Source organism: Micromonospora sp. KC213, assembly GCF_004348325.1.
GTDB lineage: Bacteria > Actinomycetota > Actinomycetes > Mycobacteriales > Micromonosporaceae > Micromonospora.
Genome location: NZ_SMKF01000112.1, coordinates 1 through 19,078, shown reverse-complemented (window position 1 = coordinate 19,078; position 19,078 = coordinate 1). Strand labels below are relative to the sequence as shown.

Here is a 19,078-nt window from a genome sequence, read left to right as displayed (position 1 = left end):
ACTAACCACCCCACCCCCGCCCGAGTTGATCATGAAGTTGGCGGCCGGCATGAAGATCAGCGTCGTCGCCAACTTCATGATCATCGCAAGGCGGAGGGCGGGGCGCGGCGGGCGGTGGGTCAGAAGCCGAGAGCCTGGGCGCGGCGTTTGATCTCGCGGGCCTGGTCGCCGGCGAGGGCTGCGGCGGCATTGCCACCGGGCAGGGTCGGATCCGGGGCGTAGAGCCAGCCAATCGCCTCCTCATCGTCGTAGCCGGCGTCAACCAGCAGGTTCAGCACGCCCGGCAGGTGCTTGAGCACGGTCTGGTTCGCGATCAGGTCGGCCGGGACCCGGCGGACACCGTCGCGGCGGACGGAAATCAGCTCCCGGTCGCGGATCATCTGATGGACCTTGCTGATCGGCAGGTCCAGCCGCTCGGCCACATCGGGCAGGGTCAACCAGGCAGCCGGGTCGGCCGGGCCCGGCAGGGCGGCGCCGGCCGGGTCGGCCCCGGCCCGGTCGGCGGGTACGGAATCGGTCACCCGCCCACCCTGCCACGTCGCCACCGTCGAGACGTACCGGCACCCCCGGGCCCGCCCGATCAGGCGGCGCGCGGCAGCCCCGGACGACGCCGCGACGCGCGGCAACTCCCGGGGCAGGGACACCTCCGAGCGTCTCCGGGCGTTCACGCCGAGCACGGCGACTCTCGGCCTGCGCCATGTTGCGGTATCTGGCGTTCCGGATGCCCCGGGATGCCGCATTCCGTGGTCAAACCCCGCCGGGCAGTCCGGGCGAGAGGGCCGGCGACGGCGGGCGGCAGCGCCCCGCGGGGCGCGGGTCGGAGGGCGCTCAGCGGTCCGGCTGTCGCATCCTGTTCAACCTCCGGCCTCCGGACGCATAGACTGCCTGCCGATGGACACACAGGTCGCCGACACGTTGCTGGGCTCGCTGCTCGACGGGCGCTACCGCATCCGCGGGCGCGTCGCGCGCGGCGGCATGGCGACCGTGTACACCGCCACCGACGAGCGCCTGGAGCGCACCGTGGCGGTCAAGATCATTCATCCGTCCCAGGCCCCGGAGACGCGCGCCCGCGCGGCCGGGTTCATGGCCCGGTTCACCGACGAGGCGAAGACGATCGCCCGACTGACCCACCCGAACGTGGTGGCGGTCTACGACCAGGGCACCTACCGCGGGCTTCCCTACCTGGTGATGGAGTACGTCCGGGGCCGCACCCTGCGCGAGGTGCTGGCCGAACGGCGCCGGCTGCACCCCGACGAGGCTCTGGCGATCATGGAACAGATGCTCGCCGCGATCGCCGCCGCGCATCGGGCCGGGCTGGTCCACCGGGACGTCAAGCCCGAGAACGTGCTGGTCGCCGAGGCGCCCACGGGCGGCGTGGCGAACCTGGTGGACAGCGTGGTGAAGGTCGCCGACTTCGGGCTGGCCCGGGCGGTCGAGGCCAGCGCCGACGACGCCGACGGCAACCAGCTGATGGCCACGGTGGCCTACGTGGCGCCGGAGCTGGTCACCGACGGGTACGCCGACGCCCGCACCGACGTCTACTCGGCCGGCATCGTGCTGTTCGAGATGCTCACCGGGCGGGTGCCGTACGACGGTGACCGCCCGGTGGAGGTGGCCTGGCAGCACGTCGACCGGGACGTGCCGGCCCCGTCGACCCTGGTGCCCGCACTGCCCCGGGTGCTCGACGACCTGGTCGCCCGGGCCACCCGACGCGATGCGGGAGCCCGACCGACCGACGCGGGCGCCCTGCTGGCCGAGGTGCAGGTGGCCCGGGAGGACCTGGGCAACCCGAACACCCGTACCGCGGTGTTGCACCGGTTCGCCGACGACGCCCCGGCGGTGGCCCAGCCGACCATGGTGGTCGCGGCGGTCCGGCCGGCCGAACGACCGGCCTGGGCCCGGCTGCCGGATGACGACGGCCCGCGCCGACCGTCGCGGCGTCGGGCCCAGCCGGCACCCGGTGGGCCGGCGGCGTGGTGGGCGCGGCTGACCGGCACCCCCCGAGGGCGGCTCTCGGTGGCCGCCGCGGTGGTGGCCCTCGGGCTGCTCGCCGCCGTCGGCGGCTGGTGGATCGGCGTGGGCCGGTACACGGTCGCCCCGCAACTGGTGAGCATGACCAAGGCCGAGGCGCAGGCCCAGGCCAACCGGGCCGGCTTCACCATCGTCTACGCCCCACCCAGGTACGACGACACGGTTCCCCGGGACAGCGTCGTCGCGCAGGACCCGACCTCGGCCGCCAAGATCCTCAAGGGCGGCACGATCACCCTCACCCTGTCGCTGGGGCCGGAACGCTTCCCCGTGCCGGACGTCGTCGGCAAGGAGTTCGAGCTGGCCGAGGCGGAGCTGAACGGCGCGAACCTGGTGGCGGTCAAGGGCTCCGCCCGCTACGACGACAACCTGCCCGCCGGGGTCGTGGTGGACAGCAACCCGAAGGTCGGCGCCGAGGTGAAGCCCGGCACCAAGGTGACCCTGGTGCTGAGCAAGGGCCGGGCGCCGATCACTGTACCCAACCTGGTGGGCAAGAACCTCAACGAGGCGCGCGCGACACTGGACCGGCTCGGGCTGACGCTCGTCGAGGTGTACAAGGACTCGGACAAGCCGAAGGACGAGGTCCTCGGGCAGAGCCCGACCGGCGGGGTCGGCGTCGAGCGGAACACCAAGGTCCGCCTCGAGCTGAGCAAGGGCCCGCCGCAGATCAACCTGCCGAGAGTGGTCGACCTGCCCTGCCAGCAGGCCAAGCAGCAGCTGGAGGCCCTGGGCTTCCCGGTGAACGTGCAGTTCAACCCGAACGGGATCGTCCGCTTCCAGAACCCGGGCGAGAACTCCCCGCTGCCGCCGAACACCCCGGTCACGATCGGATGCCTGTGACGGCCGCGACCCGCCGCCCGGTCGGCTCGCACACCCCGACCTCAGGTGGGCTGGCGAAGGCGGCCCTGCCGTACGTCGACGCCTGCGGCTCCGAGGTGGTGCAGGTCTACGTCTCCAACTCCCGGGGCTGGGCGCTGCCCGCCGGCGACCCGGCCCAGGACAGCCTGTTCCGGGACGGCTGCGGCGAGCGGGGCGTGCCGGTCTTCATCCACGCGTCCCTCCTGGTGAACCTGGGCTCGCCCACCCCGGCGACGGTGCAGCGCTCGGCGCAGACCCTGGCGCACGCGCTGCGCCGGGGCCGGGCCATCGGCGCTGCCGGCGTGGTGTTCCACGCCGGCAGCGCGGTCGACGCCGGGTACGCCGAGACCGCCCTGCGGCAGGTACGCGAGGCCCTGCTGCCGCTGCTGGACGAGACCGCGACGGCCGGCGGGCCGATGCTGCTGGTCGAGCCGAGCGCGGGCGGCGGGCGCTCGCTCGCCTCCCGGGTGGAGCAGCTCGGCCCGTACCTGGACGCGGTGGACCGCCACCCGGGGCTGGGCGTCTGCTTCGACACCTGCCACGCCTGGGCGGCCGGGCACGACCTGGCGGCCGAGGGCGGCATGACCGCGACGTTGGACGCGCTGGTGGCCACGGTCGGGGCGGGCCGGCTACGGCTGATCCACGCCAACGACTCCAAGGACCTGTGCGGCTCCACCCGGGACCGGCACGAGAACATCGGCAAGGGCAGCATCGGCGAACCGGCGTTCGCCGAGCTGATGGCCCACCCGGCCACCGCCGGCGTACCGGTGGTGGTGGAGACCCCGACGGAGAAGCACGAGGGGCACGCCGCGGACATCGCCACCCTCAAGCGCCTGCACCCCTGAGACAGAGCCGCAGACGCCGGACCGGTCGCCCGTGCCCCGGGAGGCGGCAGGCCCGATCAGCAACGCAGGACGCGGGTGAGCACCGCCGCGGCGCGGTCGACGGCGGCGTCGTCGACGTCCAGGTGGGTGACCAGTCGGGCGGTACGCGGACCGAGTACCGAGATCAGCACGCCCTCGGCCCGGGCGGCGACGGCGAGCCCCGCCGCGTCCAACGGGTGTTTGCCGAGGTCGAGTAGGACGATATTGGTCCGTACCGGGCCGGCGAGCACCCCGAACGGGGCGACCGCCTCGGCCAGCCGGGCCGCCTTGGCGTGGTCGGCGGCGAGCAGCTGCACGTGGTGCGCCAGGGCGTACCGGCCGGCGGCGGCGAGGACACCGACCTGGCGCATCCCACCCCCCAGCCGCTTGCGCAGGAACCGGGCTCGGGCGATCTTCTCCGCGCTGCCCACCACCAACGAGCCCACCGGAGCACCGAGCCCCTTGGAGAGACAGACCGACAGGGTGTCGAACAGCACGCCGTACTCGGCCAGTGGCACCCGGTCGGCGACGTGCGCGTGCCAGATCCGGGCTCCGTCGCAGTGCAGGGCCAGCCCGTGCTCGTCGGCGATTGCGCGCAACGCCCGCAGCGTGTCCAGCGGGATCACCCCGCCGCCCCGGCTGTACGTCTGCTCGACGGCGATCGCCCGGGTCGGCACGGCGAAGTAGCCGTCCGGCCGGACCATGGCGGCGACCACGCCGGGGTCCAGCTCCGCGCCGGCCGGCGACCAGGTCCGCGAGGAGATCCCCCCGTACGCCGCCGCCGCGCCGATCTCGTACGTGACGACGTGCGCGTCGGCGTCGCAGAGCAGTTCGTCGCCGCGGGGGACCACGAGCTGGAGGGCGATCTGGTTGGCCATCGAGCCGGTCGGGGCGAACAGCGCCGCCTCGTGCCCGAAGATCGCGGCGACCTCGGCCTCCAGCGCGGCGACCGTCGGATCCTCGCCGTAGACATCGTCGCCGACCTCGGCGGCGGCCATCGCCGCACGCATCCCGGCGCCGGGTCGGGTCACGGTGTCCGACCGCAGGTCGACGAGGACGTCAGCCACGGTCATGCCTTCGGCCGCCGACTGGTGTCAGCCACAATCGTGCCTTCGGCGTCAGCCACGGAGCATCTCCGCCACCAGGAACGCCAGCTCCAGCGACTGCTGGGTGTTCAGTCGGGGGTCGCAGGCGGTCTCGTACCGGTCGGGCAGGTCGAGGTCGGCGATGTTCTGCGCGCCGCCGAGGCACTCGGTGACATCCTCGCCGGTCAGCTCGACGTGCAGCCCGCCGGGGTGGGTCTCCAGGCTCCGGTGCACCTCGAAGTAGCCGAGCACCTCGTCGACGATTCGGTCGAAGTGCCGGGTCTTGTAGCCGTTGGAGGACTCGTGGGTGTTGCCGTGCATCGGGTCGCACTGCCAGACCACCTTGGCGCCGGCCGCCGTCACCTTGGACACGATCGGCGGCAGGGCGTCGCGGACCTTGTGGTTGCCCATCCGGCTGATCAGGGTGAGCCGGCCGGGGATGTTGTCGGGGTTGAGCTTCTCGCACAGCTCGATCGCCTCGTCCGGGCTGGTGGTGGGCCCGAGCTTGACCCCGATCGGGTTGGCGATGCGGGAGATGAAGTCGATGTGCGCGCCGTCGATCTGCCGGGTGCGCTCCCCGATCCACAGAAAGTGCCCGGACAGGCCGTAGGCCCGGCGGTCGGAGACCCGGGTGAGCGCGCGGTCGTACTCCAGGGCGAGCGCCTCGTGGGAGCAGTAGAGGGTGACCGTCCGCAGCGCCTCCTCGTCGGTCATCCCGCAGGCCCGGATGAAGGCCAGCGCCCGGTCGATCTCCCGGGCGATGGCCTCGTAGCGCTCGCCGGCCGGGGAGCTGCGCACGAAGCCCTTGTTCCAGTCGTGAACGGCGTGCAGGTCGGCCAGGCCACCGCCGAGGTACGCGCGGAGCATGTTCATCGCGGCGGCGGAGTTCGCGTACGCCCGGATCATGCGCTGCGGGTCGGCGACCCGCGCCTCCGGCGTGGCCTCCAGGCCGTTGATCATGTCACCGCGGTACGCCGGCAACCCCCGGGCGTCGGTCGGCAGCGATCGCGGCTTGGTGTACTGCCCGGCGACGCGGGCGACCTTGACCACCGGCAACGAGGCGCCGTAGGTGAGCACGATCGCCATCTGGAGCAGGGTGCGGGCGTTGGCCAGCAGATGGCTCTCGGTGTTGTCGGCGAAGGTCTCCGCGCAGTCGCCGCCCTGGAGCAGGAACGCCTTGCCCTCGCAGACCAGCGCGAGGCGCTGGCGGAGCTGGTCGACCTCGTACGGCGCGACGACCGACGGGACGGTGTCGAGCACCTTGCAGACCTCGGCGACCTCCGCCGGGTTCGACCACGGCGGGGTCTGCGCACGGGGCAGTTCCCGCCAGCGGTCCAGGCCGAGGGCGGCATCCTCGGCGGAGTCGACCGTGGGGCGGCTGGTCTGCAGCGCGGGGCTGCTCACGGCAGGGTAGCTCAGCTGGTGCCACTCATGGCGCATGACAGAAAGCGTACGGCGACGGTACCCCCGGCCGACCGTCGAGGGGGACGGTTCCGGCAGGTGGGAGGGTCAGGGTGTGACCGGTGTCTCAGTGGCGGCCCCGCCGGCCGTCTCCCCGGAGATGCACCAGTCGGCGCCGCTGCGGGTGACGGTGAACAGCAGCCGCCGGTCCGCCTCCTTCGCGCCGACCGCCACGGTCACCACCGCGCTGACCTCCTGCCCGGCGGGGCCGGTGCGAATGTCGGTGATGGCGGCCTTCGGCACCTCGAAGTGGTCGGCGAAGTCGCCGTTGGGGCCGGTCGCCGCCGCGTCGAAGGCGGCGTGCATCGGGGCGCAGAGCTGGCTGCGACCGGCGTCGACGTCCTTGGCGGACATCGCGTCGAGGTAGGCCTGCACCCGCTCGCGGGACTTCGTGGCGGCCTCCTCGGCGGGAGCGCGTCCGAGGGGGGCGTCCTCCTTGTCGGCGCCGGCCCCGCAGCCGAACAGGGACAGCGGCAGGAGCACGAGCGCGGCGACGGCGGTCGCCCGGTGCCTCGGACCCATGGGCCCTCCCTCGCTGAGAACGTCGAGATACCGAGCGGCGAGTCTGTCACATCCGCCGACCTCAATGTGACCGCCATCATGCCCGCCCCTTGAGGAACCCGCCCGACGGGTGGAACGCCACGGCGGCGGTGAGCGGCGCCACGCACGCGTACCCTCGCGGCATGACCGTCTTCGACATCGAGATCGACGCCCTGGCCGGTGGTTCCGCCCGATTGGACGCGTACCGGGGCCGGGCGCTGCTGGTCGTGAACGTGGCCTCCCGCTGCGGCCTGACCCCGCAGTACGCCGGCCTGCAACGGCTTTACCGCGAGTACGCCGACCGGGGGCTGGTGGTGCTCGGCGTGCCGTGCAACCAGTTCGCCGGCCAGGAGCCCGGCACCGCCGAGGAGATCAGCGACTTCTGCCAGGTGAACTACGGCGTGACCTTCCCGCTCACCGAGAAGGTGGACGTCAACGGCCCGCACCGGCACCCGCTCTACGCCGAACTGGTCGAGACCCCGGACGCCGACGGCCACACCGGCGACGTGCGGTGGAACTTCGAGAAGTTTTTGGTGGCCCCGGACGGCACGGTCGCCGCCCGGTTCGCCCCGACGGTCACCCCGGACTCCCCGCAGCTGCGCGAGGCGATCGAGAAGACGCTGCCGGCCTGATGCCGGCACCCACCTCGGCCGTGAGCACCACGTGGTGGTCACGCCGGGGCGTGCCACTCCGGGGCGAGCACCGACCAGATCTCCACGTCAACCCGACCGGACGGGCCCGGGTAGCGCTGCCGCAGGGTGCCGTCGAGGCTCATGCCGAGCCGCCGGGCCACCGCGATGCTGCGGACGTTGCGGGGGTTGGTGTGCCACTCCACCCGGTGGATGCCCCGCTCCCGGATCGCCCAGTCGATGATCCGGCCAGCCGCCCGGGTCACCAGCCCTCGGCCCTCGGCGGCCGGCTCCAGCCAGCAGCCGGCCTCGCAGACACCCTCGGCCACGCTCAACGACACGAACATCACGCCGCCGACCAGCAGGCCGGCGTCCCAGATCCCCCAGATGCCGCCGTCGTCGCGTGCCCACCGGTCCGCGTACCGCTGCAGCACGTGCCGGGCGGAGTCGAGGTCGGTGGCCACGAAGGACGCGCCCACCCAGGGGGAGATGTGGTCCCGGCACCGGTCCAGGTTGGCCAGGAACTCCTGCGCATGCCACGGCGACAGTGGACGCAGCTCGGCGGTGTCGGTCAGCGGCAGGGCGAACACGATACTCCTCAGGGCGCCGGCAGGCGCAGTCGTAGGGTCGGGCCGGACACGTCGGCGAAGCCGAGCGAGCGGTAGAGCGGCTCGCCCTCCGCCGACGCCCGCAGGTCGACCCGGCCCACGCCGTGCTCCCGGTACCAGTCGAGCAGCGCTGTCAGGCAGGCCCGCGAGTAGCCGCGCCGCCGGTAGCCGGGCTCGGTGACCACGTTGAAGACGTACCCGGTCTGGCCGGTGGGATGGCCGGGGCTACCGAGCCGCAGGTCGATCGTGCCGCTCGCGCACGCCGCCAGGTTGTCCGGCCGGTCCGGCGCGTCCACCACGAAGACCGCCATCGTCGCCCCCGGCCCGTCGAGCCGGTCCCGTAGCACCTGGCGGGCCGACTCCTGCCACGGCCCGGGCGGCGGCTGCCCGCCGTCCATCGACGCCAGCATCACCCCGCGCAGCCGGACGATCTCCGCCGCGTCCCGGGAATCGGCCCGCCGTGCCGTGATCATGAGCGGACCGTACCCGATGGGCAGGCGTGTGGTCAGACCGGGCGACGGCCGGCGAAGCCGCACTCGACGCGGTGGTACCAGCGCACGTCGGGATCCCCCTCCAGCCAGCACCACAGCACCGGACGGCCCGCCCGCTCGCCGGGGAAGTCCAGCAGCACCGGGGCGATGCCCTTGACCTGGATGTCGTGGGAGTTCAACTCCTCCAGCACGGCGTGCAGCCGGGCCTCCAACGCCTTCACCTCGGCCACCCCGCCGAGCACCGAGACGCCGTGTGCGGCCAGGTCGGCGCGGAGTTCGGCCAGGTCGGCGCGGATCCGGATCAGCTCGTCGACGCGCGGACGCAGGGTGGCCACCAGATGCCGTGCCTGGGCGAGAGTGAACACGCGGTCAGTATGAGCCACCGCCGATGGTCGGTGTCGCCCTCGCCCGGCCGGCGGGCCAGCGCGCGCTTGATCAACTCCGTTTGGCGCGAATCGCGGTGTCCGAGCGCCGGGAAACCGCCACTTGCCGCAAACGGAGAGGCGCGGGGCGGCCGGCGGGACCGCTCCCCCGAGGGTCAGTCCGCGTGGGCGGCCAGTTCCCGGGCCCGGTCGCGGGCTGCCTCCAGCGCCGCCAACAGAGCCGCCCGTACGCCGTGCTTCTCCAGCTCGCGTACGGCCGAGATGGTGGTGCCGGCCGGTGAGGTGACCGCCTCGCGGAGCTTGACCGGGTGCTCGCCGGAGTCCCGGAGCATCACCGCCGAGCCGATCGCGGTCTGCACGATCAGCTCGTGCGCGACCTGCCGGGGCAGGCCGAGCAGGATCCCCGCGTCGATCATGGCCTCGACCAGCAGGTAGAAGTACGCCGGGCCGGAACCGGAGAGCGCGGTCACCGCGTCCTGCTGGGACTCGGGCACCCGGATCGTGACACCGAGCGGGCTGAACATCTCCTCGGCCAGGGCGAGGTGCTCGCCGGTGGCGTGCGCTCCGGCGGAGATGGCGCTCATCGCCTGGTCGACCAGGGCCGGGGTGTTGGTCATCACCCGCACGACCGGGGTGCCCTCGGGCAGCCGCCGGGCGAAGAAGGTGGTGGGCAGACCGGCGCAGAGCGAGATCACCAGCTTGTCGGCCGGCACCTTGGGACCGATCTCGTCGAGCAGCACGCCGGCGTCCTGGGGCTTCACCGAGATCGCCAGCACCGCCGCCTCCTCGACCGCGGTGAGGTTGTCCACCACCCGGACGCCGTACCGGGCGGTCAGCTCCTCGGCGCGGGCCGGCCGCCGGGCGGTGGCCAGCAGTCGGTCGACGGGCCAGCCGGAGCGCAGCAGACCGGAGAGCATCAGTTCGCCGATCTTGCCGGCGCCGATCACCGCGACCGTGTGCCGGGCGGGTGCCATCGGTCGTACCCCTTCCGTCGCGGGAGCCGGCGGCGCGGCGGGTGACACCCCCCGCGCCGCCGGCCCACGGGCGATCAGCTGCCGAAGAAGACCTCGGCCTCGACGTACCGCTCCAGCGGCACGGTCTTCAGCTCGCGGGTGGCGTCGGCCAGCGGAACCCGGACGATGTCCGTGCTCTGCATCGCGACCATCTTGCCCCAGTCGCCCTCGTGCGCCGCGTCGATGGCCTGCAGGCCGAGGCGGGTGGCGAGGACCCGGTCGAAGGCGGTCGGGGTGCCGCCGCGCTGGATGTGGCCGAGCACGACGGTGCGGGCCTCCTTGCCGGTCTTGGCCTCCAGCTGCTCGGCGAGCCACTGGCCGATGCCGCCGAGGCGGACGTGACCGAACGCGTCCAGCTCCTGGTTGTGCAGCACCATCTGGCCGTCCAGCGGCTGGGCGCCCTCGGCGACCACGACGATCGGGGCGTACTGGTGCTGGAAGCGCTTCTCGACGTACCCGGCGACCTGGTCGACGTCGAACTGCCGCTCGGGCAGCAGGATCACGTTGGCGCCGCCGGCGAGGCCGGCGTGCAGGGCGATCCAGCCGGCGTGCCGGCCCATCACCTCGACCACCAGGGTGCGGTGGTGGCTCTCGGCGGTGGTGTGCAGCCGGTCGATCGCCTCCATGGCGATGTTGACGGCGGTGTCGAAGCCGAAGGTGTAGTCGGTGGCGCCGAGGTCGTTGTCGATGGTCTTCGGCACGCCGATGACGTTGACGCCGAGCTCGTGCAGCTTGGTGGCGACACCGAGGGTGTCCTCGCCGCCGATCGCGATGAGCGCGTCCACGCCCTGCGCGGCGAGGTTCTCCTTGATCCGCTCCACCCCGTTCTCGATCTTGAACGGGTTGGTCCGGGACGAACCGAGGATGGTGCCGCCGCGCGGCAGGATGCCGCGGACCTCCGCGATGCCCAGCGGCTTGGACAGCCCCTCCAGCGGGCCCTTCCAGCCGTCCTGGAAGCCCACGAACTCGTGACCGTAGCTGGCGACGCCCTTGCGGACCACCGCCCGAATGACCGCGTTGAGACCTGGGCAGTCGCCGCCGCCGGTGAGCACGCCGATACGCATGATCTGCACATCCTCCTGGAGCATCAGGTGAAGCCCGGTTAAGCCCCAGGATATGTGTCAGCTCAGACCATCGGCGCCGTTGCCGGCCCGGGGCGGGCCGTCAGTGCCGACTGTAGTAGGCGCCGGTGTACGGCGACACAACGGCCCGGGTCCGTTTGTAATTACCAATCAGTAGCCGGCCTCGCGGTCCTGCTCCGCACACGGTTGTCGACCGGTCACCGCCGCCCGCGCGGCATCGAGCAGGTCGAGCACCGTGCCGCCCGCCGGCTCCCAGTACCGGACCGCCCCGGCGTGCACCTTGATCAGGGTCAGGCCAGGAGTGTCCAGGCCGTCCGGAAACCAGGAGGTGAGGCCCGGTTGCCACAACCGCTCGGCCCGGGCCCGGTCGTAGCCCTCCCGCGCGCTGCCCGACACCGAGACCCAGCCGTGCCGCCGCTGGTCCGGAAAGGAGATGTTGACCTCGGGATTCACCCGGATCTGGCGCACCTTGGCCGACCGGGCGGAGGTGAAGAACCACAGCTCGCCGTCGAACTCGACCTCGGGCAGGGTCATCGGACGGCTGACCAGTCGGCCATCCACCCCGGTCGTGGTCAGCATGCCGACCCGGGCGTGCCGGACCAGCTCGGTCACCCGGCGGCGGGCGTCCGCATGGTCGGTCGGCTGCCTGCTCATCACGTACCCCCTTCACCGTCCCTCGGGCCGAACCGTGCCCGGGACGGAGGGGGTCAAACCTGCCCCGTCGCGCCCGTCATGGTCCGCCACCGGGCCAGGTTGTGCCGGGCGTCGACCAGCGCGTCGTGCCGGTCGGCATCGGCCTCGGGCAGCCGCGGCCGACCCCGGTCGTCCCAGAGCTGACGCAACTCCTTGGTGAACCGGGGGATCTCCCGGGGCAGCGCCGGCATGGCACCCCAGAGCTGGGCCAGCACCACGTGGTCGTACGCGGCGTACCAGGCCCACAGCTCCAGCTGCTCGCCCGGCCGGTCGCGGACCGGCGCCATCAGGAAGTCGTACAGCTCGTCGCGGATCCGCTGGCGGGAGCGCCAGGCCCGGTCGGCCGGCGAGGGGAGCTTGTCGAGCACGTTGCGACGCACCCAGGGCACCGCCCGGGAGTCGTCGAACTCGGTGGAGACCGCGTAGAACTCACGGCCGTACTCGTCGACGACGCCGATCGAGACGAGGTCGACGATCCGGCCGTCCTCGATGAACTCGCAGTCGTAGAAGTAGCGGTAGACCATCGTCCCCATCCTCGCCCATCCGCCGGCGGCGTCGCCGCTGGGGGCAGGTGGACCGGCCGGCGCGGACGGCTCGACCGGATCACCGTGAGCGCGCGGCCGGTCCGGCGCAGCTCGGGCCGGTAACGGAGACGGTTTGAGGGGTGTACAGCACGCAACTGGGCCGTCATGATCTGATGTGTACCGCTACCGGACGCCGACCGGGGTCAGCCACCCCGGCAAGGGCCGTCAGGGTCACCCGGTGAGCGAGTCGTAGGTCCGTGACCGGGGGAGGGGTTCGGCCGTGGAGATGCGCCTGCCGGAGCCGGGTGACGCCCTCACGGGCGTGGAGATGTTCGCCGGCCTGGAGCCGGAGGCACGCCAGCGGGTCATCGCCGCTGCGGTGCCCCGCACATACCGCAAGGGCCAGTTGCTCTTCGTCGAGAACGATCCCGGCGAGTCGCTGATCGTGCTCCGTCGGGGGGCGGTGGCGGTGTTCCGCACCGCGCCGACCGGCGAGCGGGCCGTGCTGTCGGTGATCCGACCACCGGACGTGCTCGGCGAGGTGTCGCTGCTGGATGCCTCCACCCGCTCGGCGTCGGCCGAGGCGATCGAGGACTGCGCCGCCCTGGCCCTGTCCCGGCCCGCCTTCATGGAGCTGGTGCACTCAAACCCGCGGATCCTGGACGCGGTGATGCGCTCGCTGGGCGGGCTGATCCGCCGGCTGACCGAGCAGAACGCCGACCACGTCTTCCTGGACCTGCCGGGCCGGGTCGCCAAGACCCTGGTGCGGCTCGCCGGCGAGAGCCAGGCGCCGATGATCACGATCGAGCTCAACCAGAGCCAGCTGGCCGAGATGGCCGGCGGTTCCCGGCAGAGCGTCAACCAGGCGATCGGCTCGTTCGCCAGCCGGGGCTGGCTGCGTACCGAGGGCCGGCGGATCGTGGTCACCGACGTCGCGGCGCTGCGCCGCCGGGCGGGGATGAACGAACGCTGACAGCGCGACGCGGCCGGGCGCGGGGCGCGCCGGCCGCGTCGTCGGGCTCACCCCTCAGGCGTCACGGGTTGGTGCCGGTCGGGCCCGCCCAGTCGGTTCCGGTCGGCCCCGCCCAGTCGGTGCCGTCCTTACCCCCACCGGAGCCCTCGCTGACGACCCCCTGGGCCTGGAGCATGGCCAGCGTGGCGGCGTCCACGTCCACCGAGTCCCCGGCCGGGTGCGTCACACCGTCGCCGTCGGTCCAGTCGCTCTCGAGCTTGACGTACACCATGACCTGTCCCCCTTTGTCGATCATCAAATGCCGTGGCCGCCTGACTGTAGCGCCGCTGGCCGGGCGGAGGAGTGTCCACAAACCAACAGCCCGGTTCCTGACAGTGCTCGGTGGCGGTGATACTCGCGGTGGACGCAGGACGGCGCCCGCCCGCCGGGCGGCCCGGCAGACCCAGTGGAGGGTGTCATCTCCGCGCAGTGTGACCGATGTGGACGCCCGGCCGCCGAGCGCGACCGCTTCTGCGGCGGGTGCGGGGCGGAGCTGGCTGACACCTGCCCGCGCTGCCGGCATCCGCTCGCCGTCGACGTCGCGTTCTGCACCTCGTGCGGAACGCCCCGGCCCCGGTCGGACCGACCGGCCGTCTCACCGCAGGAGGACCGGCGGCGGGTCAGCGTGCTCTTCGTCGACCTGATCGACTTCACCCCGTACGTCGAGCGGACCGACCCGGAGCAGGTCCGCGGCATGCAGACCGGCTTCTTCGCCGCGGCGCGGCGGGTGGTCGGCCAGTACGGCGGGGTGGTGGAGAAGTACATCGGAGACGCCGTGATGGCGTTGTTCGGCGCGCCGGTGGCCACCGAGACCGATGCGTTGCGCTGCGTCCGGGCCGGCCTGGAGTTGCAGCGGGTGCTGACCCGGTTCGCCCCCACCGGTGCCGACGAACTGCGCTTCCGGGTGGGCGTGGCGACCGGTGAGGCGCTGGTCGACGTGGCCGCCGCCCGCGACGGCGGGCAGGCGATCGTGGCCGGCGACGTGGTCAACACCGCGTCCCGGATGCAGTCGGTGGCACCGCCGGGCGGGGTGCTGGTCTGCCGGGTCACCCACGCGCTGACCAGGGAGGCGATCCGCTACGCCGCACAGTCGCCGGTCACCCTGCGCGGGCGGTCGTCGCCCACCGAGGTCTGGTTGGCCCTGTCCCCGGTACGCCGGCAGCCCACCGACCAGGAGCCGGACACCACGCCGCTGATCGACCGCGAACACGAGTTGGGTCTGCTGGTCAACGCGCTGCACCGGTCGGTGCGGGACCGGATGCCGCAGGTGGTGACGCTGTTCGGGCGGGCCGGCATCGGCAAGAGCCGGCTGGTGCGGGAGTTGCACCGACACGTCGGGCGGCTGGTCGACCAGCCACTGACGTGGCGGACCGGGCGCTGCCCCCCGTTCGGGGAGAACGTCACCTTCGCGGCGCTGGCCGACATCGTCAAGGCCGAGGCCGGCATCCTGGACACCGATCCGGCCCTCACCGCCCAGCGGCGGCTGGCCGCGGCGGTGGCCGAGCTGGTGGGCCCGGGCGAACGGGACCGCGTCACCGACGCGCTGCACCCGCTCGTCGGGCTGGCCGGCACCGGGCTGCCTTTCGAGGAGGCCGAGTCGGCGTGGCGCCGTTTCCTGCTGGCGCTGGCCGCCCGCCGCCCCACCGTGCTGGTCTTCGAGGACCTGCACTGGGCCGACACCGCCATGCTGCGCTTCGTCGAGTTGCTCGGTGCCGCCGCCCGTGACGTGCCGCTGCTGCTGCTCTGCACGGCCCGCCCCGAGCTGGTGGACCGCCACCCGGGTTGGGCGGGCACCATCACCGGCTCGGTGACGGTCACCCTGCCTCCGCTGCGCGACGCCGGCATCGCCTCGCTCTACCAGCACATGTTCGGCCAGGCGGCGTTTCCCGCCGAGCTGCTCACCCCGCTGGTCGAGGTGGCTGGCGGCAACCCGCTCTACGCGCACGAGTACGTGCGGATGCTGATCGAGCAGGGTGCGCTGCGCCGCGGCGGGCGCGGTTGGTCGCTGAAGGAATGCCCGGACCTGCCGATGCCGGAGAGCGTGCACGCGGTCATCGCCAACCGGGTGGACCTGCTCGACGGCAAGGACCGCGCCGTGCTGCTGGCCGCCTCGGTGGTGGGCGTGCAGTTCTGGCCCGGCGCGGTCGCCGCCGCCCTGGGCCAGCCGGTCGAGACGGTGGAACGCGCGCTGCGCCGGTTGGAGCAGCGGGACTTCGTGCACGAACAGGCGACGTCCAGCATGGCCGGCCAGCCCGAGTTCCGGTTCCGGCACGTGCTGGTCCGCGACGTCTGCTACCAGCGACTGCCCCGCACCGAACGGGTGGCCCGGCACGAACGCACGGCGGACTGGATCGACGCGCTCTCGAACAGCCGCGACACCGACCTGGCGGAGGTGCTGGCGCACCACCGCTGGGCGGCGCACGAGATCGCCCGGACGCTGGGCACACCCATCCGGCGGTACGCCGGCCCGGCGCGCGCCGCCCTGCACCGGGCGGCTCGCCGCGCGTACGCCCTGCACGGGTTGGCGGCGGCGGCCGGCCATGTGGCCCGCGCCCTGGGCCTGGCCGACGACGGCGACCCGGTCGACCGGCTGCGGCTGGAGCTGCTGAGCACCGAGATCTCCTTCTACCGGGACGGCAACGCCTTCCTGTCCGGGGGCGGCCCGGAGCAGTTGCAGGCGCTGGCCGATCGGCTGCTCGCCCACGGCGACGAGGCGTGCGCCGCACGGGCGTGGACCCTGCTCGGTCAGGCGGCCTGGCTACGCGCCGACCGCAGCGCCGCGGTGGCCTGCCTGGATAGGGCGGTCACCCTGTTCGCCCCGCTGCCGGACAGCACGCAGAAGGCCGACGCGCACGCCGAGCTGGGACGGCTGCACATGCTCAACTACGAACGGGACGCGGCGGTCGCCGCCGCCGAGACGGCCGCCGCGATCGGTGAGCGGCTGGGGCTGGCGGAGATCCGCACCAACGCGCGGATCACCGCGGCAACGGCCCGTTACCAGGCCGGCGACCGGGCCGGTCTGGACGAGCTGCACGCGCTGGTCGAGATCAGCCGCACCCAGCAGCTGCTCGCCCTGCCCCGGGCGGTGCAGAACCTGGCGTACGCGCTGCGGGAGGAGGGCGACTGGCTGCGTTCCGACGCGCTGCTGTCGAGCGCGCCGGCGGCCAGGGGCAGCGGGCAGACCCTGGCCACCAGCTACTCGGGCGAGGCGATGCGGGCGTACTTCGACGGGGACTTCTCCCGCCTGCTGGCCGCCGCGGACGCCTTCGTCGACACGCCGACCGGCGGCTGGGACATGCAGGTGCGGGGCCTGCGCTCCTGTCTGCTGGTGCTGCGCGGCCAGCCGGTTCCGCCGGCACCCGCCCCGAGCGGGACCGCCTCCGCACCCGCCCCGACCGGGACCGTGCGCGAGCCCTTCGCGGACGAGCCCGGCCTGAGCGAGGTTCTGCGCGATCCCGGTGCCAGCGGAACCGTGCGTGAGCTCGACCTGAGCGGCGCACTGCGGGAACCGGGCGCGAGCGGGGCCGTGCGGGAACCGGGCCTGAACGGGGCCGCGCGGGAGCGGCGCGCGGGCGGGGAGCTTCCGCCGGTGGGCCGGCAGGACCGGCCCCATGACGACCTGGCGGCGGCGTTGGAGACGGCGCGGTGCGGCGGCTTCCGCCGCCCGTACTGGACGATGCTCGCAATGGCGGCGCTCTGCCGCGCCCTGCAGGGTCGGCTCGACGAGGCCACGGCGCTGGTGGACGAGCTGGCCGACGCGTGGACGGCGGTTCCGGCGCTGGCCAGCGGCGAGTGGATCGCGGCGGCGGCGTACGCGGCCACGCTCGCCGGGCGAAACGCCGCGCTGCGGGTACGCACGATGCTGGACCGGCCCGGACACCGTACGCCCTGGTCGCAGGCGGCGCACCACACGGTGACCGGCGCCCTCGCGGCGGCCGACGGCGACCACCGGCGTGCCGGCCAGCTGCACCTCGCCGGGGCGGAGATCTACGGACGGATCCCGGACGTCACCGACCGGATCCTGGCCCTGGCGCTGGCGGCAGCCGAGCTGACCCGGGCCCAGGACCCGGCGGCCCAGGCGCCGCTGGCCGAGGTTCACGCGTTCGCGCTGCGCAACGAGGCGCCCGGCCTGCTCGACCTGGCCGGATGCCGGATTCCCGAGGTCGGCCCCGCTCTGGCCTCCTGAGCCTGCCCGCCCGCGAGCGGCGGACGGTCACCACGACGCGCCGCACACCGGGCTCGATCGTGACGGCCCGGAGGAAGTGGCGGGTGGGGGGTTGTCAGGCGGCGACCGGTGCGCGGTCGGCTGGTGGCTGGTTCTTCAGCTTGGCGGCGTACATGTCGACGTACTCGCGGCCGGAGAGCTCCATCAGCTCATACATAATCTCGTCGGTGACGGCACGCTCGACGAACCGGTCGCCGGCCATCCCGGCGTACCGGGAGAAGTCCAGTGGCGCACCGAACCGGATGCGGACCCGGCCCAGGTTGGGCACGATCTGGCCGGTGGGTTGGATCTCGTCGGAGTTGAGCATCGCCATCGGTACCACCGGGGCGCCGCTGACCAGGGCCAGCCGGGCGACTCCGGTCTTGCCGCGGAAGAGGCGGCCGTCCGGGGAGCGGGTCCCCTCCGGGTAGATGCCGGCGACCCCACCGGCACGCAGCACCGCGAGCTGGGTGTCCAGCGCCGCCTGGGCGGCCTGGCCGCCGCTGCGGTCGACGGGGATGCAGCCGGTGCCGGCGAAGAACGCCTTCGTCAGCCAACCCTTGATCCCCTTACCGGTGAAGTACTCCGCTTTGGCGATGAATGTGACTTTTCGCGGGACGACCAGCGGAGTGAAGATCGAGTCCGAGAAGGAGAGGTGGTTGCTGGCCAGGATCACCGGACCGGTGGCGGGCAGGTGGTGCAGCCCCTCGACCTGCGGGCGGAAGATCAGCCTGAGCAGTGGGCCGAGGACGACGTACTTCATCAGCCAGTACAGCAAGGGTGTCCTTCCGGCGGTGAGCGGGCCGACGACGTCGGAGCCGGCGGCCGGCCGGGCCGTCGGCGATGGGTTCGTCGGCCCTGAGCCTACGAACCGGGAGCGGCGCGCCACAACGCACTCCCGGAACCCACCCCCGACGTGTCACGATTCAAGGCACGGCGTACGGGGCGCCGACACGACCGCCGAGGAGGATGTCCGGTGTCAGCGGGTGGTGCCCGCCGGGGACGGCGGGACAACGGGCTCGACGCGAACGAGTACGCCGTCGCGGGCGACGTCGATCCCCGGGTCGGTGAGCACCTGCTTGACGTCCTCGCCGCCGGGGGCATCGCCGCCTACCTGCAGCCCTCCGCCGACCTGAACCCGGTCACCCGTACCACCACGGTTCCGGCCCGCCCGGTCGACCGGCTCTACGTCGACCGCTCGCACCTGACCACCGCCCGCGACTACCTCACCCAACTCAGCGACGAGACGACCCCGGAGCCGCCGCGCGTCGAGCCGGACGTCGACGCCGAGTGGGACCGGATCGTCGCCTCGTTCCACACCACGCCCGCCGCCGGCAGCCACCCCTGGCCGGACGTCGAGGACATCGACGACGAGCCCGCGGATCGGGCCGGTGGCGCGTCGACCGCCGGTCCTCTCCGGTCCGAGGAGACCACCGGCCCGACCGCCACGGACGTACGACGGCTGCCATACGCGGCGGACATCTCCGGAATCTCGGTGGGCCGGGGCCGGCCCGAGGAGCCCTCGCTGCTGGACGGGCTGGACACCTTCGGCGCGGACCTGCCCGACGACCCGGACGAGGGCTACACCCCGCCCCCACCGCCCC

Annotated in this window: 19 protein-coding genes; 6 read left to right on the top strand and 13 right to left on the bottom strand. The window is 73.2% G+C overall.

Annotated features, from left to right (window positions below; all coding sequences use genetic code 11):
* Positions 1-119 precede the first annotated feature (119 nt).
* The gene (locus tag E1166_RS20860; protein ID WP_132341206.1) at positions 120-467 is read right to left on the bottom strand and encodes an Rv2175c family DNA-binding protein; all 348 of its coding nucleotides are present in this window, start codon (positions 465-467) and stop codon (positions 120-122) included.
* A 424-nt stretch (positions 468-891) separates the two neighbouring features.
* On the opposite strand from E1166_RS20860, the gene pknB reads away from it, so the two are divergent.
* Together pknB and E1166_RS20845 are read left to right on the top strand one after the other, a co-directional pair.
* Positions 892-2,868, top strand: a complete 1,977-nt coding sequence (gene pknB / locus E1166_RS20850) for a Stk1 family PASTA domain-containing Ser/Thr kinase (protein ID WP_132341198.1) — start codon at positions 892-894, stop codon at positions 2,866-2,868.
* Positions 2,865-3,731, top strand: a complete 867-nt coding sequence (locus E1166_RS20845) for a deoxyribonuclease IV (protein ID WP_243710460.1) — start codon at positions 2,865-2,867, stop codon at positions 3,729-3,731. The genes pknB and E1166_RS20845 overlap by 4 nt, the downstream gene beginning before the upstream one ends.
* 56 nt (positions 3,732-3,787) lie before the next feature.
* Here E1166_RS20845 and E1166_RS20840 read toward each other — a convergent pair whose 3' ends face one another.
* From E1166_RS20840 to E1166_RS20830, 3 genes are all read right to left on the bottom strand, one after another.
* A complete protein-coding gene (locus E1166_RS20840; protein WP_132341194.1) occupies positions 3,788-4,816 on the bottom strand; it encodes a GntG family PLP-dependent aldolase in 1,029 nt (342 codons plus the stop codon).
* A gap of 51 nt (positions 4,817-4,867) precedes the next feature.
* Entirely contained in the window at positions 4,868-6,274 is a 1,407-nt protein-coding gene (locus tag E1166_RS20835) for a 3-deoxy-7-phosphoheptulonate synthase class II (RefSeq protein WP_132341192.1), read from the bottom strand.
* Positions 6,275-6,343: 69 nt separating this feature from the next.
* Positions 6,344-6,817, bottom strand: coding sequence for a hypothetical protein (locus tag E1166_RS20830; RefSeq protein WP_132341190.1), 474 nt, complete (start codon positions 6,815-6,817; stop codon positions 6,344-6,346).
* A gap of 161 nt (positions 6,818-6,978) precedes the next feature.
* Between E1166_RS20830 and E1166_RS20825 the strand changes: the two genes are divergently transcribed.
* Entirely contained in the window at positions 6,979-7,467 is a 489-nt protein-coding gene (locus tag E1166_RS20825; RefSeq protein ID WP_132341188.1) for a glutathione peroxidase, read from the top strand.
* 38 nt (positions 7,468-7,505) lie between these two features.
* On the opposite strand, the gene E1166_RS20820 is transcribed toward E1166_RS20825, so the two are convergent.
* From E1166_RS20820 to E1166_RS20790, 7 genes are all read right to left on the bottom strand, one after another.
* A complete protein-coding gene (locus E1166_RS20820) occupies positions 7,506-8,054 on the bottom strand; it encodes a GNAT family protein (protein ID WP_132341186.1) in 549 nt (182 codons plus the stop codon).
* 8 nt (positions 8,055-8,062) lie between these two features.
* Positions 8,063-8,545, bottom strand: a complete 483-nt coding sequence (locus tag E1166_RS20815; protein ID WP_132341184.1) for a GNAT family N-acetyltransferase — start codon at positions 8,543-8,545, stop codon at positions 8,063-8,065.
* A gap of 32 nt (positions 8,546-8,577) precedes the next feature.
* Entirely contained in the window at positions 8,578-8,928 is a 351-nt protein-coding gene (locus tag E1166_RS20810) for a DUF2203 domain-containing protein (RefSeq protein ID WP_132341182.1), read from the bottom strand.
* 173 nt (positions 8,929-9,101) lie between these two features.
* Positions 9,102-9,920 carry a pyrroline-5-carboxylate reductase gene (gene proC, locus E1166_RS20805; RefSeq protein ID WP_132269085.1) on the bottom strand — a complete coding sequence of 273 codons (819 nt, stop codon included), beginning with the start codon at positions 9,918-9,920 and terminating at the stop codon, positions 9,102-9,104.
* A 74-nt stretch (positions 9,921-9,994) separates the two neighbouring features.
* Positions 9,995-11,023 carry a 6-phosphofructokinase gene (locus tag E1166_RS20800; RefSeq protein ID WP_132341204.1) on the bottom strand — a complete coding sequence of 343 codons (1,029 nt, stop codon included), beginning with the start codon at positions 11,021-11,023 and terminating at the stop codon, positions 9,995-9,997.
* Between the two features lie 168 nt (positions 11,024-11,191).
* Positions 11,192-11,695, bottom strand: a complete 504-nt coding sequence (locus tag E1166_RS20795; protein ID WP_132341180.1) for a pyridoxamine 5'-phosphate oxidase family protein — start codon at positions 11,693-11,695, stop codon at positions 11,192-11,194.
* 53 nt (positions 11,696-11,748) lie between these two features.
* On the bottom strand, positions 11,749-12,258 hold the full coding sequence (locus E1166_RS20790; RefSeq protein ID WP_132341202.1) for a polyadenylate-specific 3'-exoribonuclease AS: 510 nt from the start codon (positions 12,256-12,258) through the stop codon (positions 11,749-11,751).
* 280 nt (positions 12,259-12,538) lie between these two features.
* Here E1166_RS20790 and E1166_RS20785 point away from each other — a divergent pair, with 280 nt between their 5' ends.
* Complete coding sequence (locus E1166_RS20785) at positions 12,539-13,231, top strand: Crp/Fnr family transcriptional regulator (protein ID WP_132269092.1); 693 nt, start codon at positions 12,539-12,541, stop codon at positions 13,229-13,231.
* 61 nt (positions 13,232-13,292) lie between these two features.
* On the opposite strand, the gene E1166_RS20780 is transcribed toward E1166_RS20785, so the two are convergent.
* Positions 13,293-13,502 (bottom strand): hypothetical protein, encoded by a 210-nt coding sequence (locus E1166_RS20780; RefSeq protein WP_132341178.1) that lies wholly within the window; start codon positions 13,500-13,502, stop codon positions 13,293-13,295.
* Between the two features lie 174 nt (positions 13,503-13,676).
* Here E1166_RS20780 and E1166_RS20775 point away from each other — a divergent pair, with 174 nt between their 5' ends.
* Entirely contained in the window at positions 13,677-17,456 is a 3,780-nt protein-coding gene (locus E1166_RS20775) for an adenylate/guanylate cyclase domain-containing protein (protein WP_243710459.1), read from the top strand.
* Positions 17,457-17,550: 94 nt separating this feature from the next.
* On the opposite strand, the gene E1166_RS20770 is transcribed toward E1166_RS20775, so the two are convergent.
* On the bottom strand, positions 17,551-18,252 hold the full coding sequence (locus tag E1166_RS20770) for a lysophospholipid acyltransferase family protein (protein WP_132341176.1): 702 nt from the start codon (positions 18,250-18,252) through the stop codon (positions 17,551-17,553).
* Between the two features lie 198 nt (positions 18,253-18,450).
* Between E1166_RS20770 and E1166_RS20765 the strand changes: the two genes are divergently transcribed.
* The coding region (locus E1166_RS20765) for a DUF308 domain-containing protein (protein ID WP_132341174.1) at positions 18,451-19,078 on the top strand (628 nt) is incomplete at its 3' end.